The organism is Sporosarcina sp. P33 (genome assembly GCF_002077155.1).
Taxonomy (GTDB): Bacteria; Bacillota; Bacilli; order Bacillales_A; family Planococcaceae; genus Sporosarcina.
The window spans coordinates 169,996-193,637 of record NZ_CP015027.1 but is presented as its reverse complement, the minus strand read 5'-3'; the positions used below and the strand labels follow the sequence as shown (position 1 = coordinate 193,637).

24 protein-coding genes are annotated in these 23,642 nt (G+C 45.6%); 19 read left to right on the top strand and 5 right to left on the bottom strand.

Features of this window, described 5'->3' with window-relative positions; all coding sequences use genetic code 11:
* The first annotated feature begins 13 nt into the window (after positions 1–13).
* From SporoP33_RS00965 to SporoP33_RS00920, 10 genes are all read left to right on the top strand, one after another.
* On the top strand, positions 14–850 hold the full coding sequence (locus SporoP33_RS00965) for a DegV family protein (protein ID WP_081242007.1): 837 nt from the start codon (positions 14–16) through the stop codon (positions 848–850).
* Positions 851–875: 25 nt separating this feature from the next.
* Positions 876–1,679, top strand: a complete 804-nt coding sequence (locus SporoP33_RS00960; protein ID WP_081242006.1) for a GDSL-type esterase/lipase family protein — start codon at positions 876–878, stop codon at positions 1,677–1,679.
* Between the two features lie 8 nt (positions 1,680–1,687).
* Positions 1,688–2,260 (top strand): YpmS family protein, encoded by a 573-nt coding sequence (locus SporoP33_RS00955; protein WP_081242005.1) that lies wholly within the window; start codon positions 1,688–1,690, stop codon positions 2,258–2,260.
* A 13-nt stretch (positions 2,261–2,273) separates the two neighbouring features.
* Positions 2,274–2,804, top strand: coding sequence for a peptide-methionine (S)-S-oxide reductase MsrA (gene msrA / locus SporoP33_RS00950; protein WP_081242004.1), 531 nt, complete (start codon positions 2,274–2,276; stop codon positions 2,802–2,804).
* Positions 2,801–3,226: a peptide-methionine (R)-S-oxide reductase MsrB gene (gene msrB / locus SporoP33_RS00945; RefSeq protein ID WP_081242003.1), complete on the top strand. Its 426-nt coding sequence runs from the start codon at positions 2,801–2,803 to the stop codon at positions 3,224–3,226. The genes msrA and msrB overlap by 4 nt, the downstream gene beginning before the upstream one ends.
* Positions 3,227–3,241: 15 nt before the next feature.
* The gene (locus tag SporoP33_RS00940; protein WP_081242002.1) at positions 3,242–3,466 is read left to right on the top strand and encodes a YozE family protein; all 225 of its coding nucleotides are present in this window, start codon (positions 3,242–3,244) and stop codon (positions 3,464–3,466) included.
* A 77-nt stretch (positions 3,467–3,543) separates the two neighbouring features.
* Complete coding sequence (deoD, locus tag SporoP33_RS00935; protein WP_081242001.1) at positions 3,544–4,248, top strand: purine-nucleoside phosphorylase; 705 nt, start codon at positions 3,544–3,546, stop codon at positions 4,246–4,248.
* A gap of 81 nt (positions 4,249–4,329) precedes the next feature.
* Entirely contained in the window at positions 4,330–5,826 is a 1,497-nt protein-coding gene (locus SporoP33_RS00930) for a lmo1851 family serine protease (RefSeq protein ID WP_081242000.1), read from the top strand.
* 62 nt (positions 5,827–5,888) lie between these two features.
* Positions 5,889–6,788 carry a CobW family GTP-binding protein gene (locus SporoP33_RS00925; RefSeq protein ID WP_081241999.1) on the top strand — a complete coding sequence of 300 codons (900 nt, stop codon included), beginning with the start codon at positions 5,889–5,891 and terminating at the stop codon, positions 6,786–6,788.
* Between the two features lie 179 nt (positions 6,789–6,967).
* Positions 6,968–7,627, top strand: a complete 660-nt coding sequence (locus SporoP33_RS00920) for a CAP domain-containing protein (RefSeq protein ID WP_081241998.1) — start codon at positions 6,968–6,970, stop codon at positions 7,625–7,627.
* A 286-nt stretch (positions 7,628–7,913) separates the two neighbouring features.
* Here the strand turns inward: SporoP33_RS00920 and SporoP33_RS00915 are convergent, their stop codons facing one another.
* Positions 7,914–9,266 (bottom strand): MATE family efflux transporter, encoded by a 1,353-nt coding sequence (locus tag SporoP33_RS00915; protein ID WP_155961278.1) that lies wholly within the window; start codon positions 9,264–9,266, stop codon positions 7,914–7,916.
* Positions 9,267–9,354: 88 nt separating this feature from the next.
* Between SporoP33_RS00915 and SporoP33_RS00910 the strand changes: the two genes are divergently transcribed.
* The 4 genes from SporoP33_RS00910 to SporoP33_RS00895 all read left to right on the top strand — a co-directional run bounded on the left by SporoP33_RS00910 (position 9,355) and on the right by SporoP33_RS00895 (position 15,025).
* Positions 9,355–10,431, top strand: a complete 1,077-nt coding sequence (locus SporoP33_RS00910; protein WP_081241996.1) for an undecaprenyldiphospho-muramoylpentapeptide beta-N-acetylglucosaminyltransferase — start codon at positions 9,355–9,357, stop codon at positions 10,429–10,431.
* Positions 10,432–10,618: 187 nt separating this feature from the next.
* The gene (locus SporoP33_RS00905; protein WP_081241995.1) at positions 10,619–13,429 is read left to right on the top strand and encodes a 2-oxoglutarate dehydrogenase E1 component; all 2,811 of its coding nucleotides are present in this window, start codon (positions 10,619–10,621) and stop codon (positions 13,427–13,429) included.
* 96 nt (positions 13,430–13,525) lie between these two features.
* Positions 13,526–14,755 carry a 2-oxoglutarate dehydrogenase complex dihydrolipoyllysine-residue succinyltransferase gene (odhB, locus tag SporoP33_RS00900; protein WP_081241994.1) on the top strand — a complete coding sequence of 410 codons (1,230 nt, stop codon included), beginning with the start codon at positions 13,526–13,528 and terminating at the stop codon, positions 14,753–14,755.
* Between the two features lie 72 nt (positions 14,756–14,827).
* Complete coding sequence (locus tag SporoP33_RS00895; RefSeq protein ID WP_081241993.1) at positions 14,828–15,025, top strand: DUF6501 family protein; 198 nt, start codon at positions 14,828–14,830, stop codon at positions 15,023–15,025.
* A gap of 337 nt (positions 15,026–15,362) precedes the next feature.
* Here SporoP33_RS00895 and SporoP33_RS00890 read toward each other — a convergent pair whose 3' ends face one another.
* Both SporoP33_RS00890 and SporoP33_RS00885 read right to left on the bottom strand, forming a co-directional pair.
* Positions 15,363–16,550 (bottom strand): toxic anion resistance protein, encoded by a 1,188-nt coding sequence (locus SporoP33_RS00890; protein WP_081241992.1) that lies wholly within the window; start codon positions 16,548–16,550, stop codon positions 15,363–15,365.
* Positions 16,540–17,199: a 5-bromo-4-chloroindolyl phosphate hydrolysis family protein gene (locus tag SporoP33_RS00885; protein WP_081241991.1), complete on the bottom strand. Its 660-nt coding sequence runs from the start codon at positions 17,197–17,199 to the stop codon at positions 16,540–16,542. The genes SporoP33_RS00890 and SporoP33_RS00885 overlap by 11 nt, the downstream gene beginning before the upstream one ends.
* Positions 17,200–17,434: 235 nt before the next feature.
* Between SporoP33_RS00885 and SporoP33_RS00880 the strand changes: the two genes are divergently transcribed.
* Both SporoP33_RS00880 and SporoP33_RS00875 read left to right on the top strand, forming a co-directional pair.
* Positions 17,435–17,731, top strand: a complete 297-nt coding sequence (locus SporoP33_RS00880; protein ID WP_081241990.1) for a DUF1033 family protein — start codon at positions 17,435–17,437, stop codon at positions 17,729–17,731.
* Between the two features lie 209 nt (positions 17,732–17,940).
* Positions 17,941–18,141, top strand: coding sequence for a cold-shock protein (locus tag SporoP33_RS00875; protein ID WP_081241989.1), 201 nt, complete (start codon positions 17,941–17,943; stop codon positions 18,139–18,141).
* Positions 18,142–18,200: 59 nt separating this feature from the next.
* Here SporoP33_RS00875 and SporoP33_RS00870 read toward each other — a convergent pair whose 3' ends face one another.
* Positions 18,201–18,890 (bottom strand): hypothetical protein, encoded by a 690-nt coding sequence (locus SporoP33_RS00870; RefSeq protein ID WP_081241988.1) that lies wholly within the window; start codon positions 18,888–18,890, stop codon positions 18,201–18,203.
* Positions 18,891–19,177: 287 nt separating this feature from the next.
* On the opposite strand from SporoP33_RS00870, the gene SporoP33_RS00865 reads away from it, so the two are divergent.
* Positions 19,178–19,543 carry a helix-turn-helix domain-containing protein gene (locus SporoP33_RS00865; protein ID WP_081241987.1) on the top strand — a complete coding sequence of 122 codons (366 nt, stop codon included), beginning with the start codon at positions 19,178–19,180 and terminating at the stop codon, positions 19,541–19,543.
* Between the two features lie 118 nt (positions 19,544–19,661).
* Here SporoP33_RS00865 and SporoP33_RS00860 read toward each other — a convergent pair whose 3' ends face one another.
* Positions 19,662–21,263, bottom strand: a complete 1,602-nt coding sequence (locus SporoP33_RS00860; protein WP_081241986.1) for an ABC-F family ATP-binding cassette domain-containing protein — start codon at positions 21,261–21,263, stop codon at positions 19,662–19,664.
* Positions 21,264–21,414: 151 nt separating this feature from the next.
* On the opposite strand from SporoP33_RS00860, the gene SporoP33_RS00855 reads away from it, so the two are divergent.
* Together SporoP33_RS00855 and SporoP33_RS00850 are read left to right on the top strand one after the other, a co-directional pair.
* Complete coding sequence (locus tag SporoP33_RS00855) at positions 21,415–22,599, top strand: MFS transporter (protein WP_231293273.1); 1,185 nt, start codon at positions 21,415–21,417, stop codon at positions 22,597–22,599.
* Positions 22,600–22,669: 70 nt separating this feature from the next.
* Entirely contained in the window at positions 22,670–23,626 is a 957-nt protein-coding gene (locus SporoP33_RS00850) for an LCP family protein (protein WP_081241984.1), read from the top strand.
* The last annotated feature ends 16 nt before the right edge of the window (positions 23,627–23,642 follow it).

Here is a 23,642-nt window from a genome sequence, read left to right as displayed (position 1 = left end):
GGAGATAGAAATCATGAAGAAAATTCATATCGTCACGGATTCCACTGCAGCGTTAACGGATGAACTGATCGATCAATACAATATTCACGTTGTTCCGCTGACGTTAATTATCAATGAAAAATCCTATGTTGACGGCATCGATATACAGGCGGAGGAATTCATGGATTTGATTCGTGATGCTGAAGAACTGCCGAAAAGCTCACAGCCGGCAGTCGGTGTATTCCAGCAGCTGTACGATGAACTCGGTGCAGACGGGTCACAGATTATTTCGATCCATATGACAGGCGGCATGAGCGGAACGGTAAAATCTGCAGAGACAGCTGCCCGCGCCTCTTCCTCAGACGTCACGGTTATTGACTCTATGTTCATCTCGCACGCCCTCTCATTCCAGGTGCTTGAAGCTTGCAGACTGGCAGAAGAAGGAAGAACAGTAAAGGATATCGCTGCGGCCCTGGAAAGTGTCCGCAAACGCTCATCGCTGTTCGTTGTAGTCGACGTGCTTGATAATATGGTCAAGGGCGGACGAATCGGTAAAGGCAAAGCGATGTTCGGTTCGTTGCTGAATATTAAACCGATCGCTACATTAAAAGACGGTGTCTATACGCCGGTTGCAAAAGTGCGCAGCCATAAACAGGTTGTCTCGTATTTAGCGGAAGAGTTTAAGAAGGAAACGGCGGGGAAAGTCATCCGCAGTGTCGGCATTGCGCATGCTAACGGACTGGCGATGGCGGAACCGCTGAAAAAGAAGATTGAAGAAATGGGCATTCAGGTGATGCTGACATTCACGACACCGATCGTCAGTACCCATACGGGAGAAGGCGCAATCGGGTTCATGTATTATACCGATTAATTTCAACGGCAAAGGATATGACATTATGAGAAGAATAGCAGTGTTATTATTTGTCTTCTCATTGTTCTTAGTAGGGTGCCAAGCCCCATTCAGCCAAAAAGATACGACGCTTTCAGAACGGGAGACCGTGGCTTTTGAACCGTTTGTCGTGCCCGAATACTTTGTGCCCAAACGTGTGAATGTTCTCGGATTGGGCGATTCCTTGACACAGGGTGTCGGCGATGAGCGGAAAGAAGGCGGTTATTTCGGACGGTTAACGTCGGATATGGAACAATGGAAAGGCATATTGGAGGTAGACGCCGTAAACTTAGCGAAACGCGGACGGCGCAGTGATCAATTTATCAAACAGCTTGAAAATGAAGATGTCCAAGAAGCCGTCGTTCAGGCGGATTATATCGTCTTCACAATCGGCGGAAATGACATCATGAAAGTCGTTAAAGGGAATTTCATGCAGATGAAACTGTCTGATTTCTATAAAGAGCTTGGCAAATTCGAAAACCGCATCGAGGAGTTATTCGATTTATTGCGGTTGTATAATCCGACGGCGCCGATCATTGTGGCGGGACTGTATAATCCGTTCTCCGTTGTAACTAGCGAAGTGCAAGAGTTTGAGCAGATCATCGCAGATTGGAACCTTTCGATTGAAGAACAGGTCGAAAAAGACGGGATGTCCTGTTTCGTCCCGGTGGAAGATTTATTTAATTCGAATGAAAACCTCGTTTATCACACAGACTTCTTTCATCCGAACAGTAAAGGGTATGATCTGATGGAGGAACGATTCGTAGACGAAATCAAGAGTTGTGCAGCCGTTGAGCTGGAAGTGGAGTGAACGATATAATGAATGTTTGGAAAGCAGCATTTTTCAGCCTGGCAGGACTGGTGGCGGCGGCGTTGGTCGTTTTAATCATTTTAATCGGCGGCACCACCGCTTCTTCACCTCTCCCTGAAGACACGGCGAAACAAGACGAAGGGTACACGCTGGCGCTGAATACCACTAAGAAAAATTTTGAAGGCATTGCGAACACTTATATTCGCAAAGCGGTAAAAGGCTCATTGCCGGTCGAGCTCGAAATGCGTGATGATGTGCTGCTGACATCGGAACTGACAGTGTTTTCGTATACACTGCCGCTCGCCATGCATTTTGATCCGATTGTACGCGAAGACGGAAACTTAATTTTAAAGCAATCGTCCATGGAATTAGGTGATTTGAATATTCCGCCTTCTACTGTACTCAAGTTGCTGAAAAATTCGGTAGAGCTTCCGTCATGGATGATTGTACGTCCGAAAGAAGAAGAAATTTTCATCGATTTGGAGGATTTGCCGATTTCCGGTGACGTCCAGGTCAAAGCAAAAGAAGTGAATTTAGCGCAGGATGAGATTATATTGGAAGTATTGATACCGAAAAACTAAGGAGGCTACAATTATGGCAACACAATACGCAACATTTGCAGGCGGGTGCTTCTGGTGTATGGTCAAGCCTTTTGACCTATACGATGGTGTGCATTCAGTAACAAGCGGTTATACCGGCGGACATACTGTTAATCCAACGTATGAAGAAGTGTGTTCCAATACAACAGGCCACCGCGAAGCTGTACGAATTGAATTTGATGACACGGTCATCAGTTATGAAGAATTACTGAATATTTTCTGGCAGGTAATTGATCCGACTGACGCAGGCGGACAGTTCCATGACCGCGGCGAATCGTACAAGTCCGCCATCTATACTAACTCTGAAGAACAGCAGAAGGCGGCGGAACAGTCGAAAAAAGAACTGCAGGAAAGCGGGAAATTCAATGCGCCAATCGTGACGGAAATCTTACCGGCCAAGGAGTTTTATGCAGCGGAAGACTATCATCAGCAGTTTTATGAAAAGAACCCAGACCGCTATGCGAGCTACACTGTCGCATCAGGGCGTGCAGGATTTATCGAACAGCATTGGGGGAATCGTTCATGAAAAAAGATTTGCGCGATCGCTTGACAGAAATACAGTATCATGTGACGCAGGAAAACGGGACAGAACCGCCGTTTCGTAATGAATATGATGCGCATTATGAAGACGGAATCTATGTCGATATCGTCTCTGGCAAACCATTATTCAGCTCAAAAGACAAGTATGATGCGGGATGCGGATGGCCAAGCTTTACAAAACCGATTGAAGCGGCAGAAGTGACGGAGCATTTTGATGCGACTCACGGCATGCGGCGAACGGAAGTGCGCAGCAAGACAGCGGATTCTCACCTTGGACATGTCTTCCCCGACGGACCAAGCGAACAGGGCGGACTGCGCTACTGCATTAATTCCGCGGCTCTGCGTTTCATTCCCGTACAGGACCTGGAATCAGAAGGCTACAGCGAATACAAAAGGTTATTTGAGTGAGGGAAGGTGACGGCGATGGATCGATCCTTTTATCATTTCGCGCTGAGATTTCGCGGCGGCGGAAGCGATGATGTAAAAGCGCTGTTTGCAGAAAAAATGTTCCGCGATGCAAGTTTTCCGAAGGATGAAGAGGATTTCGATTCCTTGTCCCGTTACGTTGAAGACAAAGCGGACGATGATTTACGTTCAACAACCTTTGATGAACTTTATGCAATGTATACAGACTTATGCAGCAGGTAACGGCTAAGGTCTTCATTGCATCTCGTTCTAAATCACTGTATGATGAAAACAAAATAATGAAATGAGGCGGACAATGAATGAGTATACATATTGATGCAAAACCAGGTGATATCGCGGAAACGGTTCTTCTTCCCGGAGACCCGCTGCGTGCAAAATATATTGCAGAGACATTTCTAGAAGATGTGGTGCAGTATAACGAAGTTCGGAACATGTTCGGCTTTACCGGCACATACAAAGGAAAGCGTATTTCCGTGCAGGGCACAGGGATGGGTGTACCGTCCATTTCGATTTATGCAACAGAACTGATCCAGGAATTTGACGTACAAAAATTGATCCGTGTCGGTACGTGCGGCGCGATCCAGAAAGACGTGAAAGTACGTGACGTCATTCTGGCGCAAGCGGCAACAACGAATTCCTCATTAAATGATGTGTCATTCGGACCGATCCGTTTTGCGCCGATTGCAAACTTCGACTTACTGTTGAAAGCGTATCATGCAGGGAAGGAAAAAGGTCTGCACCTGCAAGTGGGGAACGTCTACACGGAAGATTTCTTCTATAATGAAGACGCACAGCATGAAAAACTTGCCCGCCACGGCGTATTGGCAGTGGAAATGGAAGCGGCGGCTCTGTATACGCTCGCAGCCCGTTACGGCCGTCAAGCATTGGCAGTGTTAACAGTAAGTGACCATATCATTACAGGCGAAATCACAACACCTGAAGAGCGTCAGACGACATTCAACGAAATGATTGAAGTGGCACTTGACGCAGCGATTGCGGACTAATACAAATGGATAGAGAACTTGTGAACAAAGACCGCTCCTGGCAGCGGTCTTTTCACGGGATTTTAGAAAGTAGGGAAGACAATGAACGAAAACGATTCGCGTGAGAACGGAGAACAGGAGCCGGACGCGCCGAAATCCGGCCGCTATCTCCGAATCAAACCGTTTTCATTGATCATGCTCATTTTTTTCCTTGTGCTGTCGACAGCAGCCGTCACATTCTTCGCGCTGACGGTCGGTGATGAAAAGGTTGTAGAAGTCGTCAAGCCACAGCAAGTGGGAAGTGAACGAAAAGAGTTTAAAAAACTTTTCGATGCATATGATCAACTGAAAGAAAACTATTTTGACGATGTGGATGATCAAGTCGTTATTGACGGTGCGATTAACGGAATGGTCGATTCTCTGGGTGATCCGTATTCCGATTACCTGAATGAAAAAGAAGCGAAACAATTGAATGAAAGCATTTCTTCAAGCTTTGAAGGGATTGGCGCGGAAATTCAAGAATCAAACGGTTATATCAGCATCGTTTCACCGATTAAAAATTCGCCCGCTGAAAAAGCAGGCTTACTGCCAAATGACGTCGTTCTCTCCGTAGACGGCGAAAGCATACAAGGCATGTCTTCATCCGAAGCAGTGCTGCTGATCCGCGGTGAAAAAGGATCGACAGTTACATTGTCTGTTAGACGCGGTGAGAAATCGGATCCATTTGACGTGAAAATCGTCCGTGATGTGATCCCGATCAACACGGTCTACGCAGAGATGCTTGATGATAATATTGCACATATCAACATTACATCGTTCTCTGAACACACGTATGAGGAATTACTCGAGGCATTCAATGAAATGACCGATAAAGGCATGGAAGGCGTCCTCATTGACGTGCGCCAGAACCCGGGCGGCATTTTAAGCGGTGCCATCGACATTTCCGATCTCTTTGTGGAAAAAGGAAAGATCTTATTCCAGACCGAAGAAAAAGGCATGCCGCCTGAAGCATATCCGGCATCAGACGGACAAAAAGTAACCGTTCCCGTCGCATTGATCGTAGACGAAGGCAGTGCATCTGCTTCTGAGATCTTAGCCGGGGCGCTGAAAGAGTCTGCCGGAATTCCGATCGTTGGTGTGAAAACGTTCGGTAAAGGAACGGTTCAGACACCGACACAATTGCCGGACGGATCAAACTTGAAGCTGACAACTGCTAAGTGGCTGACACCTGACGGCAACTGGATCCATAAAAAAGGCATCGAACCGGATGTGAACGTGCCTTATCCGTCGTATGCATCACTGCCGTACTTGGATTCATCCGAAAAGATGGACGAAGGGCTCGTATCGCCTTCCGTGCAGGCAGCTGAAGAAATGCTTGAAGCGGTCGGCTATGATCCGGGCGAGGCAGATGGCCTTTATGACAGCAATACAACTGAAGCAGTTAAAGCACTGCAGAAAGATCTGTCACAGGATCAGACAGGTGTGCTTACTGGTGATACGACAATTGGCTTAATGCAGAAATTACGGGACAAAATGAAAGAAGATGACCCGCAATTGCTGAAAGCGAAAGAAATTGTCCTGAAAGAAATCAACTCATAATGATCTGAACACGCGTCCAGCTACGGTTGGACGCGTGTTCTCTATGGAAAGGATGAAAATTCATGATGGATGTATATTTACTCAGCGGCTTTCTCGGAAGCGGCAAAACGTCGCTACTTGTTCAATTAGTGGAGCAGGTGAAGAAGTCCGGCAGACAGCCCGCCGTTCTGATGAATGAATTCGGCGAACTGAATGTCGACAGTCGAATTGTAGAGGATGCGGGAGAAGTACCGCTAAAAGAATTATTGAACGGCTGCATTTGCTGTACAGGTGCTGAATCAACAGAGGCGCAGTTGCAGGGGCTGCTGACAGATTACCCTGAAATTGATGTGCTGTTTATTGAGACGACAGGCGCTGCACATCCGGTGGAGGCGTTAGACGCTGTCTGCTCTCCGTTATTCGCTGATCAGCTGGATGTTAAGGGGATTGTTACCGTAGTCGATGCAAAGCGCTGGATCGACCGTGACAAGCTCTCTCCGCGCATGCTTACATTATTCCTGGAGCAAATTCGCCACGCGAACTTTCTGCTGCTGAATAAAACGGATCTGCTGACAGACAGCCAGCTGGCATTTGTGACGATGCAGGTAACGCAATTCAACAGCTATGCACCGCTTATACAGACGGTGGAGGCGAAAGCTGATTTCAGTTACATCGAGAAGATGGTAAACGCGGCAGCGCCGAAGCAACCGGTTGCGACAGGCAGCGGATTACCGCTCACTTCCAAAACGCTGTCATTCGATCAGCCGATCAACCAAGAACACTTTGAAGACTGGGTGCGGACAATACCGGACTCTGTCTATCGGATGAAAGGGTATATTCAGCTGGAAGGCTCGCGTTACTCTCATTTATTTCAATACGCATACGGAATGGTCAACTGGATGCCGGAATATATACAGATTCCATCGAAATTAGTAATCATCGGCGAACAGCTCGACAATATCCAATATGTGCCTGAAAACTAGGTGTCAATAGCTTTTTATTGGTAATAGTCAGCTTTGACGGATAATGTTGCCAAAACTCAGGTGACTCAAACTCTCATTTCATAGCTTTGTAGAGTTCACTGGACAAAATGGTTTGATTTACCAAGATTTCTCCTTTTCTCTGACGTTATGATAGGTTGCGTAGAAAAGGAGGGACCAAGATGAAAAAATCGTTATCCGTCATCTTATTAAGCTCAGCTATTCTTTTGCCTGTTCATGCAGCAGAGGCAAGCACGACAAATCAGGTACAAACAAAGACGTACACATGGAATGTATCAAATCAGCAAGTGTACTCGTACTACTGGGGAAATTACCATTATCAAAAACCGGCACCGCAGAAACCAAGCAGACCGGTGCAGAAACCGACACCGCCTGCGCAGCAGCAGCCGGCACAGCCAAGTAAACCGCAAACCAATAATCCGTCCCAGCAGCAAACTGCCAATGTTTCTGCCACGGAACAGGCCGTGCTCGATTTAACAAATGCACAGCGGACCAAAGCAGGCCTCAAGCCGCTGCAGATTGATGCGGCGCTTCAGAAGTCAGCAAAACAGAAATCAGCAGACATGGCAGCGAATAAGTACTTCTCGCATACTAGCCCGACATACGGTTCACCATTTGATCAGATGAAGATGAATGGCGTTACATACCGTTCGGCAGCAGAGAATATTGCGATGGGCCAGCGCAGTGCACAGGAAGTCGTTACTGCGTGGATGAATTCCGCAGGACACAGACAGAATATCCTGACACCGGGCTTCACACACATCGGAATCGGCTATGATGCCAATGGACATTACTGGACACAGCAGTTCATTCAGAAATAAAACGAAAGCCGGTGGAAGCGCTCCACCGGCTTTTTTTGTATATAGTAATTGCTGAAGTTATAGTTTGCCAGAATACGGGGGGCGTATTGAGCGGTTAGGCGGCAAGTATGAGCGTGTAACGTAATTAATGAGCGCTTGCTGAAAGTTATGAGCGCGTAACAAGGTTGAATGAGCGGTTAACCAGTCAGTAAGAGCGCTTGACCGAGGTTACTGAGCGTTTATGTGGATTCAGTCTGTTCACTTCATCAAACAACACCCGCTATTCGTAAGCAGAAGGCAGCTCGTATTACATCACGCGGTATTTGTTCTGTATATAGCGTAAACGGAATGACAGAATCACCGCACCGACTGTCAATCCCACGATAAGACCGACCCAGTAGCCGTACGCGCCAAGCTCCGTGAAGCGTGCGAGTACGAAACCTGTCGGCAATCCGATGAGCCAGAATGACACTACGCCGACGAGGAATGTCATGGTTACATCCTTATACCCGCGCAGTGCGCCTTGTATCGGCGCTTGTACAGCGTCCGACAGCTGGAAGAATGCCGCATAGACGAAGAAATGAATGGCGAGTGTAATAATCGCAGCGTCTGCCGTATACATAGAAGCAATGGACTCACGGAACGTCAGCAAGATGAATATGGATAGAAAACTGAAGACCACTGCGAATGCGATGCCCAGGTATGTATACTCCCGTGCATCTTTTGATTGATTCGCACCAACCGACTGACCGACCAGTATTGTTGTGCCCATTGATACGCTAAGAGGCACCATATAGAGAAGCGATGTAAAGTTCAGTGCGATCTGATGGGCAGAGATCACTTGGGCAGAATAGCTGCTCATGAGAAGCGTCACGACAGAGAAGATGCTCGTCTCGACGAAGATGGATAAACCGATCGGCACACCAATCAGCAAAATCTCTTTCCACTTGACGAAAGAAATTCCCTGCCAGTTACGAAACAGCATGTACTCCTTGAAATGTCTTGACGACCAGGCAATCAGCACTGCAATGATGAACACCAGCCAATACGTAAAGCCGGACGCATATCCTGCACCCGCGCCGCCGAGTTCAGGAAATCCGAAATTACCGAAGATTAATAGATAGTTCAGCGCAATATTGATCGGCGCTGACAATAAAATAATGAACATCGAGACTCGGGTTGCACCGAGTGCGTCAAAGAATGAACGCAGTACAGTATAGGCCATTAAAGGGACCAGACCGATACTCATTCCGGTCAGATAGGAAGACGCCACTTCAATAACAGGTGCATCAAGCGGCATTCTCGTAATGGCGGGCAGCACCACCCACCTGATCAAAATGAAAATCATTGCCGAAAGAGCGAGAGAAACGTATAATGCTTGCTGGACAGTAGGGCGGACATCTTTTTTATTCTTCGCACCGATGAGCTGTGCGATAATAGGAGTCAGACCCATCAAAATTCCTGAGAGGCCGGTATATACCGGTATCCAGAATGAACTGCCGATGGTTACGCCGGCCAGATGGAACGTATCATAACGTCCTGTCATCAGAATATCGAAGAACGACATCAGATAGAGTGCCACTTGCGTAATAACAATCGGAATCATGATTTTAATGATTATAGACGTTTTTTGCTGTAAAGGTTTCGCTGCAGTAGTCATAGTTTTACTATCCTCAACTTTCATTTTTTACATTGACTATTGTAGCATGAAATACATATCGTTAAAGACATAGGGAAGGATGGAATGAATGAAACAGCCGGTAGTGGTGTTAACAGGTGGCGGGACAGCAGGACACGTTTCCGTGAATCAGGCATTAATTCCCGTTTTTTTGGGTAAAGGGTATGGTGTGCACTATATTGGTTCCCATGAAGGAATCGAAAAAGAACTGATCGGGTCAGGGCATCCCGAGGTCGTTTATCACGCAATACAAAGCGGCAAACTGCGCCGTTACTTTTCAATGAAGAATTTTACAGACCCATTCCGGGTAGGGGCAGGGACATTACAGGCTCTCGCGATTTTGCGCAAAATTAAACCGGAAATCATCTTTTCAAAAGGGGGGTTCGTTTCAGTTCCTGTCGTAATGGCGGCCAAACTTGCCAACGTGCCGGTCGTTGTTCACGAGAGTGACGTCACACCCGGGCTTGCGAATAGATTGGCACTGCCGTTCTCGTCGCACATCTTCACTGTCTTTGAACAAACATTACAATATGTCCCGGAAGCGAAATCTGCGTGCACTGGCCCGATTATCCGTCCCGAATTATTCAGCGGCGATAAAGAGCGGGGGCTGCGCATGGCAGGATTGACAGCGGAGAAGCCGGTGTTCATCATCATGGGCGGCAGTCAGGGCTCCGCTGTTTTAAATGAGGCGATTCGTGCAGAGCTGCCGGAATTGCTGGCACGCTATCAGCTGATTCATTTATGCGGCAAAGGAAATGTGGATCCGCAGCTGTCTGGTGTGGCAGGCTATGCGCAGTATGAATATGTCACAGATGAGCTGCCTGATCTGCTGGCGGCTGCAGATTACGCAATTTCACGTGCCGGCTCGAATGCGATATTTGAACTGCTCGCCATACACAAGCCAATGCTTCTGGTTCCGCTTGCTGCGTCAAAAAGCCGCGGGGATCAGATATTAAACGCGAAGTACTTCGCATCCAAAGGTTTGGCGCTGCAAGTGGAAGAGGAACAGTTCGCAGATCAGCCGGTTGCAGAACAATTTGCTGAACTTGTGAAGGAGAAAGCCCGATTGCTGTCGAATATTGAAAAGACGACAGAACCAAAAACCCCTGAAAAAATGGCAGATTTGATTTTATCGTTCCAGAAATAAGAAGTGCGCGCAAGTTACCGTGCAGACAGAGTTTTCGCTAATATCGCAATATTTTTCAGTCACTTTGCAGAAAACTTCGGAACTTGGTATTAATCCCTTTCAGTTATAGGTTTTGCGTGCTATTATTGTATAGAAGCAGTGAAAATAAACACAACAAGCCAATAGGCAAATGTGGAGGTCATATTACATGTCGAACAATGTGGATTCCCATCGTTCCCCGTATGCAGCTTTTTCGGGTCCAAACCTTGGGTATGTAATGGAAATGTACGATCTGTTCAAAACAGATGCAAATGCAGTAGATCCTGACTTAGCTGAGCTATTCAGGAATTTTGGTGCGCCTCAGATGGATGATTCAGGTCAACAGGCAGTCGTAGCGCAAGGTTCACAAACGGATCTGCGTAAAGTTCTTGCCGTCTATTCGTTACTTGAAGCCATTCGTTCTTATGGGCATCTTGCAGCGGACATTTATCCATTAAACGATCGGCCAAAAGATACAACACGTCTTGAACTGTCATACCATGGGTTGACGGAAAGCGATCTGGTCGGATTGCCAGCAACTTTGTTCTTGAAAAACGTTCCAGCGACAGTGGAAAACGGATTGGACGCGATGAATTATCTGAAGTCTCTTTACACAGGCTCTATCGCATATGAATTCGCTCACTTGATCGATGAAACAGAACGTAACTGGATTCAAACAAAAATTGAAAACGGCGAAGTAACGTCGAATATGTCAGGGGAAGACAAGAAAGAACTTCTTGAGCGTCTGACGAAAATCGAAGGCTTTGAAAAATTCATTCACCGTACATTCGTCGGTGCTAAACGTTTCTCTATCGAAGGTGTAGACACGCTAGTCGTCTTAATCGATGAATTAGTGCGCCGTTCAGAAGAAGCAAAAGTGAAGAAAATGCTGATTGGCATGGCTCACCGCGGACGTCTGAACGTGCTGACACATAACTTAAATAAACCATACGAAATGATGTTTGCAGAATTTGCAGGCGTTCCGGCTTCTCCGTTCTTGCCAAAAGACGGATCATTGGAAGTAACGCGCGGCTGGTTCGGCGACGTGAAATACCATATGGGTGCGCTTCATAAAGGAAAATCTGGGATGGAACGCTTCCTGGCGTATAACCCGTCTCACCTGGAAGTCGTAAACCCTGTAATTACTGGACAGACACGTGCTGCTCAGGAAAACACCGATAAACCCGGTATTCCGCAACAGGATACAAATGCTGCGTATGCAGTGCTTGTACACGGGGATGCTGCATTCCCGGGACAGGGTATTGTTCCGGAATCATTCAACTATTCCCGTGTCCGCGGATTCAGAACCGGCGGATCTATTCACGTAATTGCCAACAATACAATCGGCTTTACGACAGAATATTATGATTCCCGTTCTACACATTATGCGTCCGATCCTGCAAAAGGCTTTGAAGTGCCTGTATTCCACGTGAATGCAGATCATCCTGAAGAAGTGCTTGCAGTAGCAAAACTGGCATTTGAATATCGTCAGAAGTTCGGCAAGGATGTGTTAATCGACTTAATCGGTTACCGCCGTTACGGACATAACGAAATGGATGAGCCGCTAGTGACGAATCCGGTGATGTACCACGAAATCCATAAACATCCGACAGTCCGTGAAATTTACGGACAGCGTCTGGTCGAGCAGAAGATTATGACAGACGATGAAGTTAAGGAAATGGACAAGTCAGTCATCGCAACAATGCAAGAAGCGTACGACCACGTAAAAGAAGCTTCCGCTGACGCACCGGAAATTTCCAATGCCACACCTGAAGGGGTACTGGCCGGACTTCCGCGCGACTTGGAAACAGGCGTACCAGAAGAACGCCTTCGTAAAATGAACGAAGAACTTCTGACCTACCCGGCTGACTTCTCTGTATTCAGCAAGCTGGATAAAATCTTGAAGCGTCGCGAAGAGCCGTTTAAAGGCAAAGGTAAAATTGACTGGGCACATGCGGAGCAATTGGCGTTCGGTTCTATTTTGCAGGACGGCAAGCCGATTCGTATGACTGGACAAGATATTCAGCGCGGTACATTCGCACAGCGTCACTTAGTGCTGCATGATGATAAAACAGGTGAAGAGCTTGTTCCATTGCACCATATCAGCGGATCTAATGCTTCATTCGTTGCGTATAACAGCCCACTGACAGAAGCAGGAATTGTCGGATATGAATTCGGTTATAACCTGGAAGAAGACAAAACAATGTCCATCTGGGAAGCGCAGTATGGTGACTTCTCCAACATGGCACAAGTAATGTTTGACCAGTTCGTATCTTCAAGCTACTCGAAGTGGGGTCAGCAGTCAGGATTAGTTCTATTGCTGCCGCACGCATATGAAGGTCAGGGGCCGGAGCACTCCAGTGCACGTATCGAGCGTTATTTACAGCTTTGTGCGGAAAACAACTGGACAGTTGCGAATATCTCCAGTGCAGCAAACTACTTCCACGTATTGCGCCGCCAGTCGAAAATTCTCGGCAGCGAGGCAGAACGTCCGTTAGTTATTGCTACACCTAAGTCACTTCTGCGTCACCCGCTGGTGGGAGCAGATGTTGAAGACTTAACAGAAGGTCACTTCAAGACAGTTCTTGAACAGCCTGGCACGGGAACGAAGCCTGAAAAGGTGAAGAAGATTCTATTCGCAAGCGGGAAGATGGCAATCGACCTGGCTGAGAAAATCAAAGACGGTGAAGGATTCGACTACTTGCATGTGATTCGTGTAGAGCAGCTGTATCCATTCCCATCAGAGAAGATTCAGGAAATTCTTGCACGCTTCCCTAAAGCAAAAGATTTAGTATGGGTTCAGGAAGAGCCGAAGAACATGGGAACATGGTCATTCGCTTCTCCGTACCTGGAGCAGCTGGCTGACGGCAAGAAAATTTCTTACGTGGGACGCATTAAGCGTTCAAGCCCTTCTGAAGGTGACGGGGCTTCCCATAAGAAAGAACAGAACCGAATTATTGAAGAAGCATTGAAAAAGTGATATAACAAGTAAGGAAGCTTTACAATTAAATAAAAAACTACTTATACAAAGTAGCCTATCCGTTAAAAACGGTATACCTACGAGGAGGAATTTATTGTGGCAGAGATCAGAGTACCTGAACTAGCAGAATCGATTACAGAAGGTACAATTGCAAAATGGTTGAAACAACCCGGTGAAAACGTGGATAAAGGTGAATTCATCGTTGAATTGGAAACAGATAAAGTGAACGTCGAAGTCATTTCAGAAGAAGCGGGCGTTTTGTCTGAACTATTGGCTGCAGAAGGCGACACAGTTGAAGTTGGCCAAGTAATCGCGATTGTAGGCGAAGGTTCAGGTGCACCGGCACAACAAGCTCCACAAGCTGCAGAGGCAGCACCGGCTCCGGCGCAAAAAGAAGAAGCTCCTGCTCCAGCAGCTGCTGCAGCGGAAGAAACAACTTCTTCTGACCGCACTATTGCAAGTCCGGCAGCACGTAAGCTTGCACGTGAAAAGGGCATTAATCTTGCAGACGTATCACCGGTTGATCCGATGGGCCGTGTACGCGCGCAAGACGTAGCTGCACACGGTAGCGCTCCGGCTCCTGCAGCACCTAAAGCTGCACCGGCTGCAGCAGAAGCAAAAGATGACGGCCGTATCACTCGTCAGAAAATGACTCGCCGCCGTCAGACAATCGCAAAGCGTTTGCTTGAAGTAAAGCAATCCACTGCAATGCTTACAACGTTTAACGAAATCGATATGACAAACGTAATGGCACTTCGTTCACGCAAAAAAGATCAGTTCTTCGAGCAAAACGATGTACGTCTGGGCTTCATGTCGTTCTTCACGAAAGCAGTAGTTGCTGCATTGAAGAAATACCCATACGTTAACGCTGAAATCGACGGCGATGAAATTCTATTGAAGAACTACTTCGATATCGGTATTGCTGTATCTACTGAAGGCGGATTGGTTGTACCAAACGTTGTGGACGCAGACCGTAAGAACTTCGCTGAAATTGAAGCATCTATCGGTGAGCTCGCGAAAAAAGCACGCGACAACAAATTGACAATTGCTGATATGACAGGCGGTTCATTCACAATTACAAACGGAGGAGTATTCGGATCACTATTGTCTACTCCAATCCTTAACGGTACTCAAGTAGGAATCTTAGGTATGCATACTATTCAAAAGCGTCCAGTAGCTGTTGGCGACAACATTGAAATTCGTCCGATGATGTATGTAGCACTTTCTTATGACCACCGTGTAATTGATGGTAAAGATTCAGTAGGATTCTTGAAGATGGTTAAAGAGTTGCTTGAAAACCCTGAAGACCTTCTGCTAGGTTCTTAATTCACACAAACAAGCGGCCCGCTAATCAGCGGGCCGCTTGTTCTTTAACGTTTCCAGGAAAGGAGAGATTTTATGTCTTATTTAAATTGGCTGAATGCACCGACGCTAAAGACGGTGACTTGTACGCATACCGATGCAGAAAAGTATGTGGTGAATCATATGCTGACGGCGGGGAAGTCCTATGAAGTGAAAAATGAAACGGAAGAGTTTATTTTTGTAGTAGATAATTCCGGAAAAGTCGGCGGGTATTACAAAACATATTTTGAATGAGAGCAAAGAGGCGATTCTTAAACGGTTCGTCTCTTTTTCATTTGGAAGAAAGGGAAGGACAGGCGGTTCCTATTAACTGTGGGAAGATGTGATGGAATAACGCTCATAATTTACTGGCACCGATCATGGTGAATGTCCAGCCGCTCTATGTTCCATTCTAAAAGATCATATCGATGGATGAATCGCTCATAAACTATAATTAAGCGATCATAGACGGCGTCTAACCGCTCATTACGTGTTTTCTTAGTTTCACCGCACATCCGGGTCTTGAACTTACAGAATGTAACTGCACGTCTAACAATGACTGGTCTTTTATTGCAGTTAAAAACCGTCTCTCTTATGAGGGACGGTTTTTGGATTCTTCGTATACGGACAGGAGACGTGTTTTGAGATCTTCTTCCATGCGGGCGATTTCCTGCTCCGCTTCTCTCCGTTTAGCACGGCCGTCTGCCTGGATCACCAATGTTTCTTCAATTGTCTGTATCAGGTTTTCCTGTGTCTTCTTCAAGGTGTCAATTTCAATAATACCTTTTTCATTTTCTTTTGCTGTTTCAATGCTGTTTACTTTCAGCATCTCTGAGTTGCGAAGGAGCAGGTCATTTGTTGTTTTCGTCACAAGTTTCTGTGACTCCACAGCCTTTTGCTGACGGTTCAGTGTCAAGGCAATGGCAATCTGGTTCTTCCACAGGGGAATAGCCGTCATGATGGATGCTTGGATCTTCTCAGCGAGTGTCTGGTTGGTTTGCTGGATCATCCGGATCTGCGGTGCGCTTTGGATCGTGATCTGGCGTGACAGCTGCAAATCGTACAGACGCTTTTCAAGACGGTCAACGAATTGTGCCATGTCATTAACTTCCTGAACCATCATCTGGTCATTGGCTTCCTGTGCTTTTTTGTGCAGTTCAGGAATGATTGTATTATTAATTTCTTCCACTTTCAATTCGGCAGCTGCGATATAGACGTTCAGCGCCTGGAAGTAGGTTTTATTCTGTTCGTATAAATTATCAAGCATGCGGACATCGTCCATCAGACCTTTTTTAGAATGTTCAAGCTGGACAGAGATCTTATCAATCTGTGTGCCCAGTTTCTGATAGCGTGTCAGTATTTCCTGAACCGGACGTGTTGCTTTGTTAAACAGCCGGCTCAAGCCGGATTTCTTTTTATCCGACAAATCGTCGGGGTCAATTTCCGAAAGCTTGGACATTAATTGATTCAGCACGTCACCGACAGGGCCGATGTCATTGCTTTGCACATGGTCAAGCATCTTATGCGAGAAGCGGGACAGCTCATTCTGTGCGTTGGCGCCATAAGAAATAATGGACTCATAGTTGCCGACAGGAATTTGTGAAGCCAGTTGCTTTGCTTTGTCCTGCTCTTCAGGTGTCAGACGGTCGATTAATTTTACAGCCGCTTTACTGTCAGATAGCGTATTTTCCATTTCTTGCGGCAGCAGGCTCGCGTCCATATCAAATGGATTGCCCAGCAGATCATCTACCGTTTTTTCTTCTGTGTATTTATCTGTCATTAGATTTTTCCCCTTTCGATTCAAGCAGCGGTTTATCCCTATTGAGTGTAATATCAACGAAATCAATTTCCATTTGCAGCTGCTCCAGATCAGTTGCCACTGCATGGCGCAGATCCTTTTCCATTTCCAGACTCAAGTCAGACAACGTTTCCCGTGTATGCTGCAGCGCCACTTTAATCTCCTGATCCTTCAGCGGCTGGTTGACTAGAAGGCTGTACTTAGAAGTTAATTCTACAGCTGAATCTAAGTGTGCATAAAAAAAGCTTTCCACTTGATAAAACTTTCTCGGGTTAGCCTGGACAATTTTAATGACCCGTCTTGCCATCATAGACATGTCATATACCTGTCTGAATGCCTGAATGGAGCGGACCTGACCATACATACTTGAAAGTTTTTTCAATTTTTGCTTTGAATCATTCACTTGATGCTCTATGTGCTTATATTCAGAGCGCGCCATCCCGAATTGTTTAAGATTGGAGCGTAACTGCAGTTCTTTTATGGCGACATTGCCTCCTGCGTACAGGCCGATTCCGATTAATGAGCTGATGGGGAAGCCAAGGCTTGTCCCGGTTATAAGGAACACCCAAGTCAATAAACTGGTCGGGCCTATAATTGCATGCCGTGTCAGAAAGTTTTTTATATGATTCATTACAGTTCAGGCCACCTTTCATTCTTACTCTATATACTACATACGGATTAACAGCAAAAAAGTTTCATTTAACATGTGAACAGTAAGATTACCGGAGCCTGCTTTAATTATAGCCGAAATGCATCGAAAACTCATATATTACGGCCGCGTCAATCATTTTACTTTGCTATATGTGTATTGTTTGATAAAATTACAATCATTCATGCATAGCGCAGCGAAAAGGGGTGCATACTAAATGTATGAAGTAGTGTACATGAAGGCAGACTTTGAACCTTGGTGGATGTTTGAAGAGTGGAGAGAGTATACCGTCTCATCCAAAACATTTGCGAATAAAACAGATGCAGAAGCATATATTGAAGAAGTGACAGGGAAGATGGAATCCTATTTTGAGCATTATGAGAGACGCAAAGGATGTTTTCATGCATTCTGGTCCACATCTGAAAAACATTATTGCGACGGCTGCGAGGGAGACCTTCAGTTGTATCACGGAATAGTCGTGCTTGTTGATGGTATTCCTGATATATCGTCCTAACTTTCTGTATGTTGTTTACATTTTTAATTGACAATTAAAATGAATATGGTATACTAACTCTTAAGTAAATTAATCGAACGACCGTATGCTAAGTGATTCACCTATTACAAAAGTGATCGGCGTCGTCGGCACCTTTTGTAATACGTGAATTTTTTTTATGCAAAGGTTCGTGTATTAACAAGTACTTATTTATTTTTGGAGGTAATCGAATGAAACAAGGTACAGTAAAATGGTTTAACTCAGAAAAGGGCTTCGGTTTTATCGAAGTTGACGGAGAAGAAGATATTTTCGTACACTTCTCAGCTATCCAAGGCGAAGGATTCAAATCTCTTGACGAAGGTCAGCAGGTTGAATTTGAAGTTGTCGAAGGTAACCGTGGTTTACAAGCAGCTAACGTTGTGAAACTATAATCCACTAAGAAAAGGCGCCCATCCCGGCGCCTTTTTGCATGGGAAAAATTCTTCTATTTTTACGGCTGTGTGACGGTTTCCAGTGTAGAGGTAACCACGAACTCTTCTTCGCCTTCCATCGACATGATGGATTCACGTTTAATTTCTCCAAAATCTTTTACCAAGTAAATTCTGTTTACGAAGTCCTGTTCAGTTTGTTCGATTACTACTACGTCTTCAAATTGCTGATAAGGGGTTTCAACCGAAGCATTCATTTCAACAATTTTCCAGTCATCAAATGTTGTACCCACTTCGATCGGTCCTTTTAAATACGTACGAATCGGCTCCATGGCCTTGAGTTCTTCGGTAGTCGGAATCCCTGCATCCAATTCTGCATGTTCTTCCTGAAGCACTTGAATTTCATCTCCGTTGAGTTTATAAACTTTCTGGACGAATGAACCGCCATTATTTTCATGGATGACGACGTAATCTTGTGCAGGCCTTGCTACCGTAATATCAAGCTCGGCGAATTCATTGCCTTCACCCTTGTAATGCGCAGCAGAACCGTCGGGGAGAAAGTAATCAAGCAGAGACACTTCGGTCTTCTCCGAATTTGCATTTGCGTCCTGTTCCGTCGGCTTATCGGAAGTGTCATTGACATTCGTCTCGGGAGCATCTGTCTTGCCGTCAATGGACGTCGCGGGCTTTGAAGTACATCCAGCAAGCACCAGCAACAGTGCAGCCATTAGAAACCAAAGATTGCGTTTCATTGTGAAAAACCTCCTTTTATTTTGTGTTATTCCCCAAATAGAAATAACCATTCATAAATTATAAAAAACAATGGACAGTACACAGTTTTGGAATGGACTTTACGAGAACCAATACAATGAATTGAAATATTTTTGAAAAATATTTGGTCAAGTAGTCACTTAAACTCTTATTTATTCATAATGAACATGGTTCCAAATAATCCTTCTTCACTAGACTAATCCTCGCACAACATAATTTGCTATACTATAACTATCTCACGTACAGCAATCAAGGAGGAGGAATATGGATGAAGAGTACATTTGTAATTCGTCAGAGAGCTTTTCTGAAGCTCTATATGCTCCATAAGGCAGAAGAAGGGAACTTGTATGGCCTGCAAATATTAGATGACCTCCTGGAGCATTTCAGGGACCTTGGATATCGTCCAACTAAATCTGAAATATACAAATCCCTGCATGATTTACTTCACGACGGTCTTATTGTCAGACATCCAATCCACAAGCAGGGGACGGAGATGCAGACACTTTACATATACCGCATAGGTGACAAGGAGAAAGTGAAGGCTTACAAAGATACTATAAAGTTCGAGCTGGATCGATCTGTATCATTACTTAAAAGAGCGCTGGAAGATAATTATTCGCAAAAAAGGCAATGAGAAAGAGAAGCAGATGAACGGTTTCTCCGCGTTAATAAAGTTCATCACATATGACTTACATGAGCAAAAAAGACTGCCTCAGAAGCAATAACTTCTGAGGCAGTCTTATGTCAAATGTTTATTTAACTTTCTGGCCTTTAAATTCTAAATACTCATCGTACGTCATCATCTTATCAAATATCGTTCCGTCATCATGGATCTCGATAATACGGTTGGCGATGGTCTGGATGAACTGATGGTCATGAGATGTAAAGACCATTGCGCCCTTGAATGCGATCAAACCATTATTCAGCGCCTGGATAGACTCTAGGTCCAAGTGGTTTGTCGGCTCATCCAGCAGCAATACGTTTGCACTTGTCAGCATCATTTTAGACAGCATACAGCGAACTTTCTCTCCACCTGAGAGCACGCTTGGCTTCTTATTTACTTCTTCACCCGAGAATAGCATACGGCCGAGGAATCCGCGCAGGAATGTTTCCGTTTCGTCTTCTGGAGAATACTGACGAAGCCATTCAACCAGCGTGGACTCAGATCCTTCGAAGTACTTGGAGTTATCGATAGGGAAGTACGCCTGTGTTGTCGTCACTCCCCATTTGATTGATCCTGTATCCGGTTCTGTTTCTCCTGCCAGCATATCCAGCAGCGCAGACTTCGCAAGCGGGTTGCCAAGCAATACTACTTTATCTTCTTTGCCGAGTGTAAACGATGCATCTTTAATAAATGTTTTGCCATCTATTGTTTTCGATACGTCTTTGATCGTCAAGACATCGTTACCGATCTCGCGCCCCATGGTAAAGTTGACGAATGGATAGCGGCGAGAAGATGGTTTAATATCATCCAAGTCGATTTTTTCCAATGTCTTTTTACGGGATGTCGCTTGTTTGGATTTAGAAGCATTCGCACTGAAACGCGCGATAAACGCCTGTAATTCCTTCACTTTTTCTTCTTTTTTCTTATTTTGCTCCTGCGACAGTTTCAATGCCAATTGGCTTGACTCATACCAGAAATCATAGTTACCGGCATAGATTTGGATTTTACTGAAGTCCAGGTCTGCGATATGTGTACATACTTTGTTCAGGAAATAACGGTCGTGGGAAACGACGATTACTGTGTTTTCAAAGTTGATCAGGAATTCTTCCAGCCAGCGGATCGCTTTGATATCCAAGTGGTTCGTCGGCTCATCCAGAAGCAATACGTCCGGCTTGCCGAATAACGCTTGTGCAAGCAATACTTTTACTTTGTCAGAACCGGTAAGTTCAGACATTTTTGCATGATGCAGGCTTTCCGGAACACCGAGTCCCTGGAGGAGTACAGATACTTCAGACTCAGCTTCCCATCCGTCCATCTCTGCGAATTCACCTTCAAGTTCAGCGGCCCGCATACCGTCTTCATCAGAGAAGTCTTCCTTCATATAGATTGCATCTTTCTCTTTCATCACTTCATACAGACGCTTATGGCCCATGATGACGGTTTCCATCACTTCATATTCTTCAAATTCGAAGTGGTTCTGACTTAATACAGCCAGACGTTCATCTTTGCCTAAAATGACATTACCTGTCTGCGGTTCAAGTTCACCTGATAAAATTTTAATAAAAGTTGATTTTCCCGCGCCGTTTGCCCCAATTAATCCATAGCAATTGCCTGGATTGAATTGTATATTTACGTCTTCAAACAGCTTGCGGTCGCCGAAACGAAGACTTACATTACTCACTGCTAACATATATTAAATCCTCCTAATTTCACAATGCTCCTAGTATACATGAAAATTCATTGAAATGGAATATTTCAACTGGCACTGTTTACAATTTCGGTTTACGATAGACTGGAGACGGTCATTATATCGATATCATATGAAAAAAGGAGTTTTGGCATTGCGTTCGAGATCTACTCAGCTTCTATTAATCGCTGCGATATTCATGGTCACTCTCAATTTGCGTCCGGCGATCACTTCGATAGGACCCATGCTGGATATTATCCGCGATGATCTGTCGCTTTCAAATACGCAAGTAAGTCTGCTGACTGTCATTCCCGTAATTTGCATGGGGGTATTTGCCATGCTGGCACCCGTTCTGAATAAAGCGATCGGCCTCAATAAGACCATGTATTTCATGTTACTGCTGCTGGCAGCTGCAACAGGCATCCGATTTTTTGTTGCATCGTTCAATGTCCTGCTTGCGACTGCCTTTGTCGCAGGTATTACAATTGCCGTTATGGGGCCGTTATTGTCTGCTTTAATCAAACAGTATTTCCCAAAGCATGTAGCTGTCGTGGTCGGGATTTATTCATTCGGCATGGGGATGGGGGCGACATTGAGTACAGGGTTAACTGGCGTGCTGTATGAAGCTGCCGGTTCTTCCTACACGACCGCACTCGCAGTCTGGGCCATTCTCGCAGTTGTCGGGATCATCGCATGGACATTCACTGCAATACATCCGATTGAAGTAAAACAAGTGGCGAAGCAGCCGGTGCAAACCGGAGTGAATCCGTGGCGCAGTGCGAAGGCATGGAGCTTCCTCGTCTTTTTTGGACTTCAGTCAGCCTTATTCTTTTCGGTTCTGACGTTTCTTGTACCGATTGCGACGGCGAACGGTATGACACTTTTGAAGGCAGGAACACTGCTCAGCATGATGACCATCGTGCAGATTTTCATGAACATCGGATTCCCGGTGATCCTGCAGAAGTTTAACAGCCGAACACCTGCATTGGTGACGATTCTCGTCCTTGGCATTCTCTCGGTCGGCTTGATGTGGACAGCAGATCCGCTTTGGTTCGCAATCGGTGTACTGATTATGGGGATTCCACTCGGCGGGCTGTTCCCGATTTGTCTGCTGATGCCGATGGATGCGACTGAAACGGCAGACGAGACCAATTCCTGGACGGCGATGATGCAGACAGGGGGATTCATTATAGGGGGAATCTTGCCGTTACTGATTGCCTCTTTATATGATTACACAGCAAATCATCAGGTCACGTTATTCGTATTTCTTCTTTTATTTGTGGCTATGCTAGTACTGGCTTTACAAATCGGCCGATCCGCCGGGAAAGCCCGCAGCTAGACGCAACCCCCCGTGAACATATACGTCCTGATAACAGGATAACTAGTGATAATGGAGGAATGAAGGCCACATGGAAGAACACTTCGAAGAACAACATCCAGAGCGGAAGAGAAAGAGACGTAAATTGCGTGTTGGCAGAGTTTTTATCACAGCAGCAATATTTTTTATGATGGTGATAGCAGCGTACAGTTATTTTCAATATAAGCAAGGCAAGGCATTGACAGCCGGCAGCAAAATTGACCCCGGAGAGTTCCAAGGGGATTTGCTGAATCCGCAAGAACCAACGAGGGAAAATTATTTATTGCTAGGCATCGATAATGACGGTTCCGGAAAATACCGGACGGATACAATGATGGTGCTGTCATGGGACCAAGCCGCCGGAACGGCACATTTGATTTCATTTATGCGTGATATTTACGCACAAATCCCGGGCTATCAGTCGTATAAACTGAATACCGCATATTATTTGGGCGGTGTCCAGACAGCCAAAGAAACCATTTCAGGTATGTTTAATATTCCGATTCATCATTATGCTGTGGTCGATTTCGATAACTTTGAATCAATCATGGATATCGCATTTCCAAAAGGACTGGAAATAAATGTACAAAAAGAAATGTCCGAAAAGATCGGCGTAACACTAAAACCGGGTGTGCAGCGATTGAACGGCAAAGAATTACTCGGCTATGCGCGCTTCCGATCGGATGAGGAAGGTGATTTCGGCCGCGTTGCCCGTCAGCAGGAAGTGATTCAGGCGGTGAAAGACGAACTGTTCAGCGTCTCGACCGTTATGCAGGCGCCAAAAGTTGCAGGCGCACTTGATAACTTTATTGAAACGGACCTGACTTCGAAGGACGAGCTTACGAAAGTGCTGACAGTCATTGCAAAACGTAAACTGGATCTTCAGTCTTTGCGGATTCCGGTAGAGGACAGCTATTCGTTTACTTCATACAGACATGCAGGTTCCGTTATTGAAATCGATTTAGATAAAAACAGGGAAGCAATCCGTTCGTTCTTAGCCACTCCATGACGGGTTGAATAAAGGG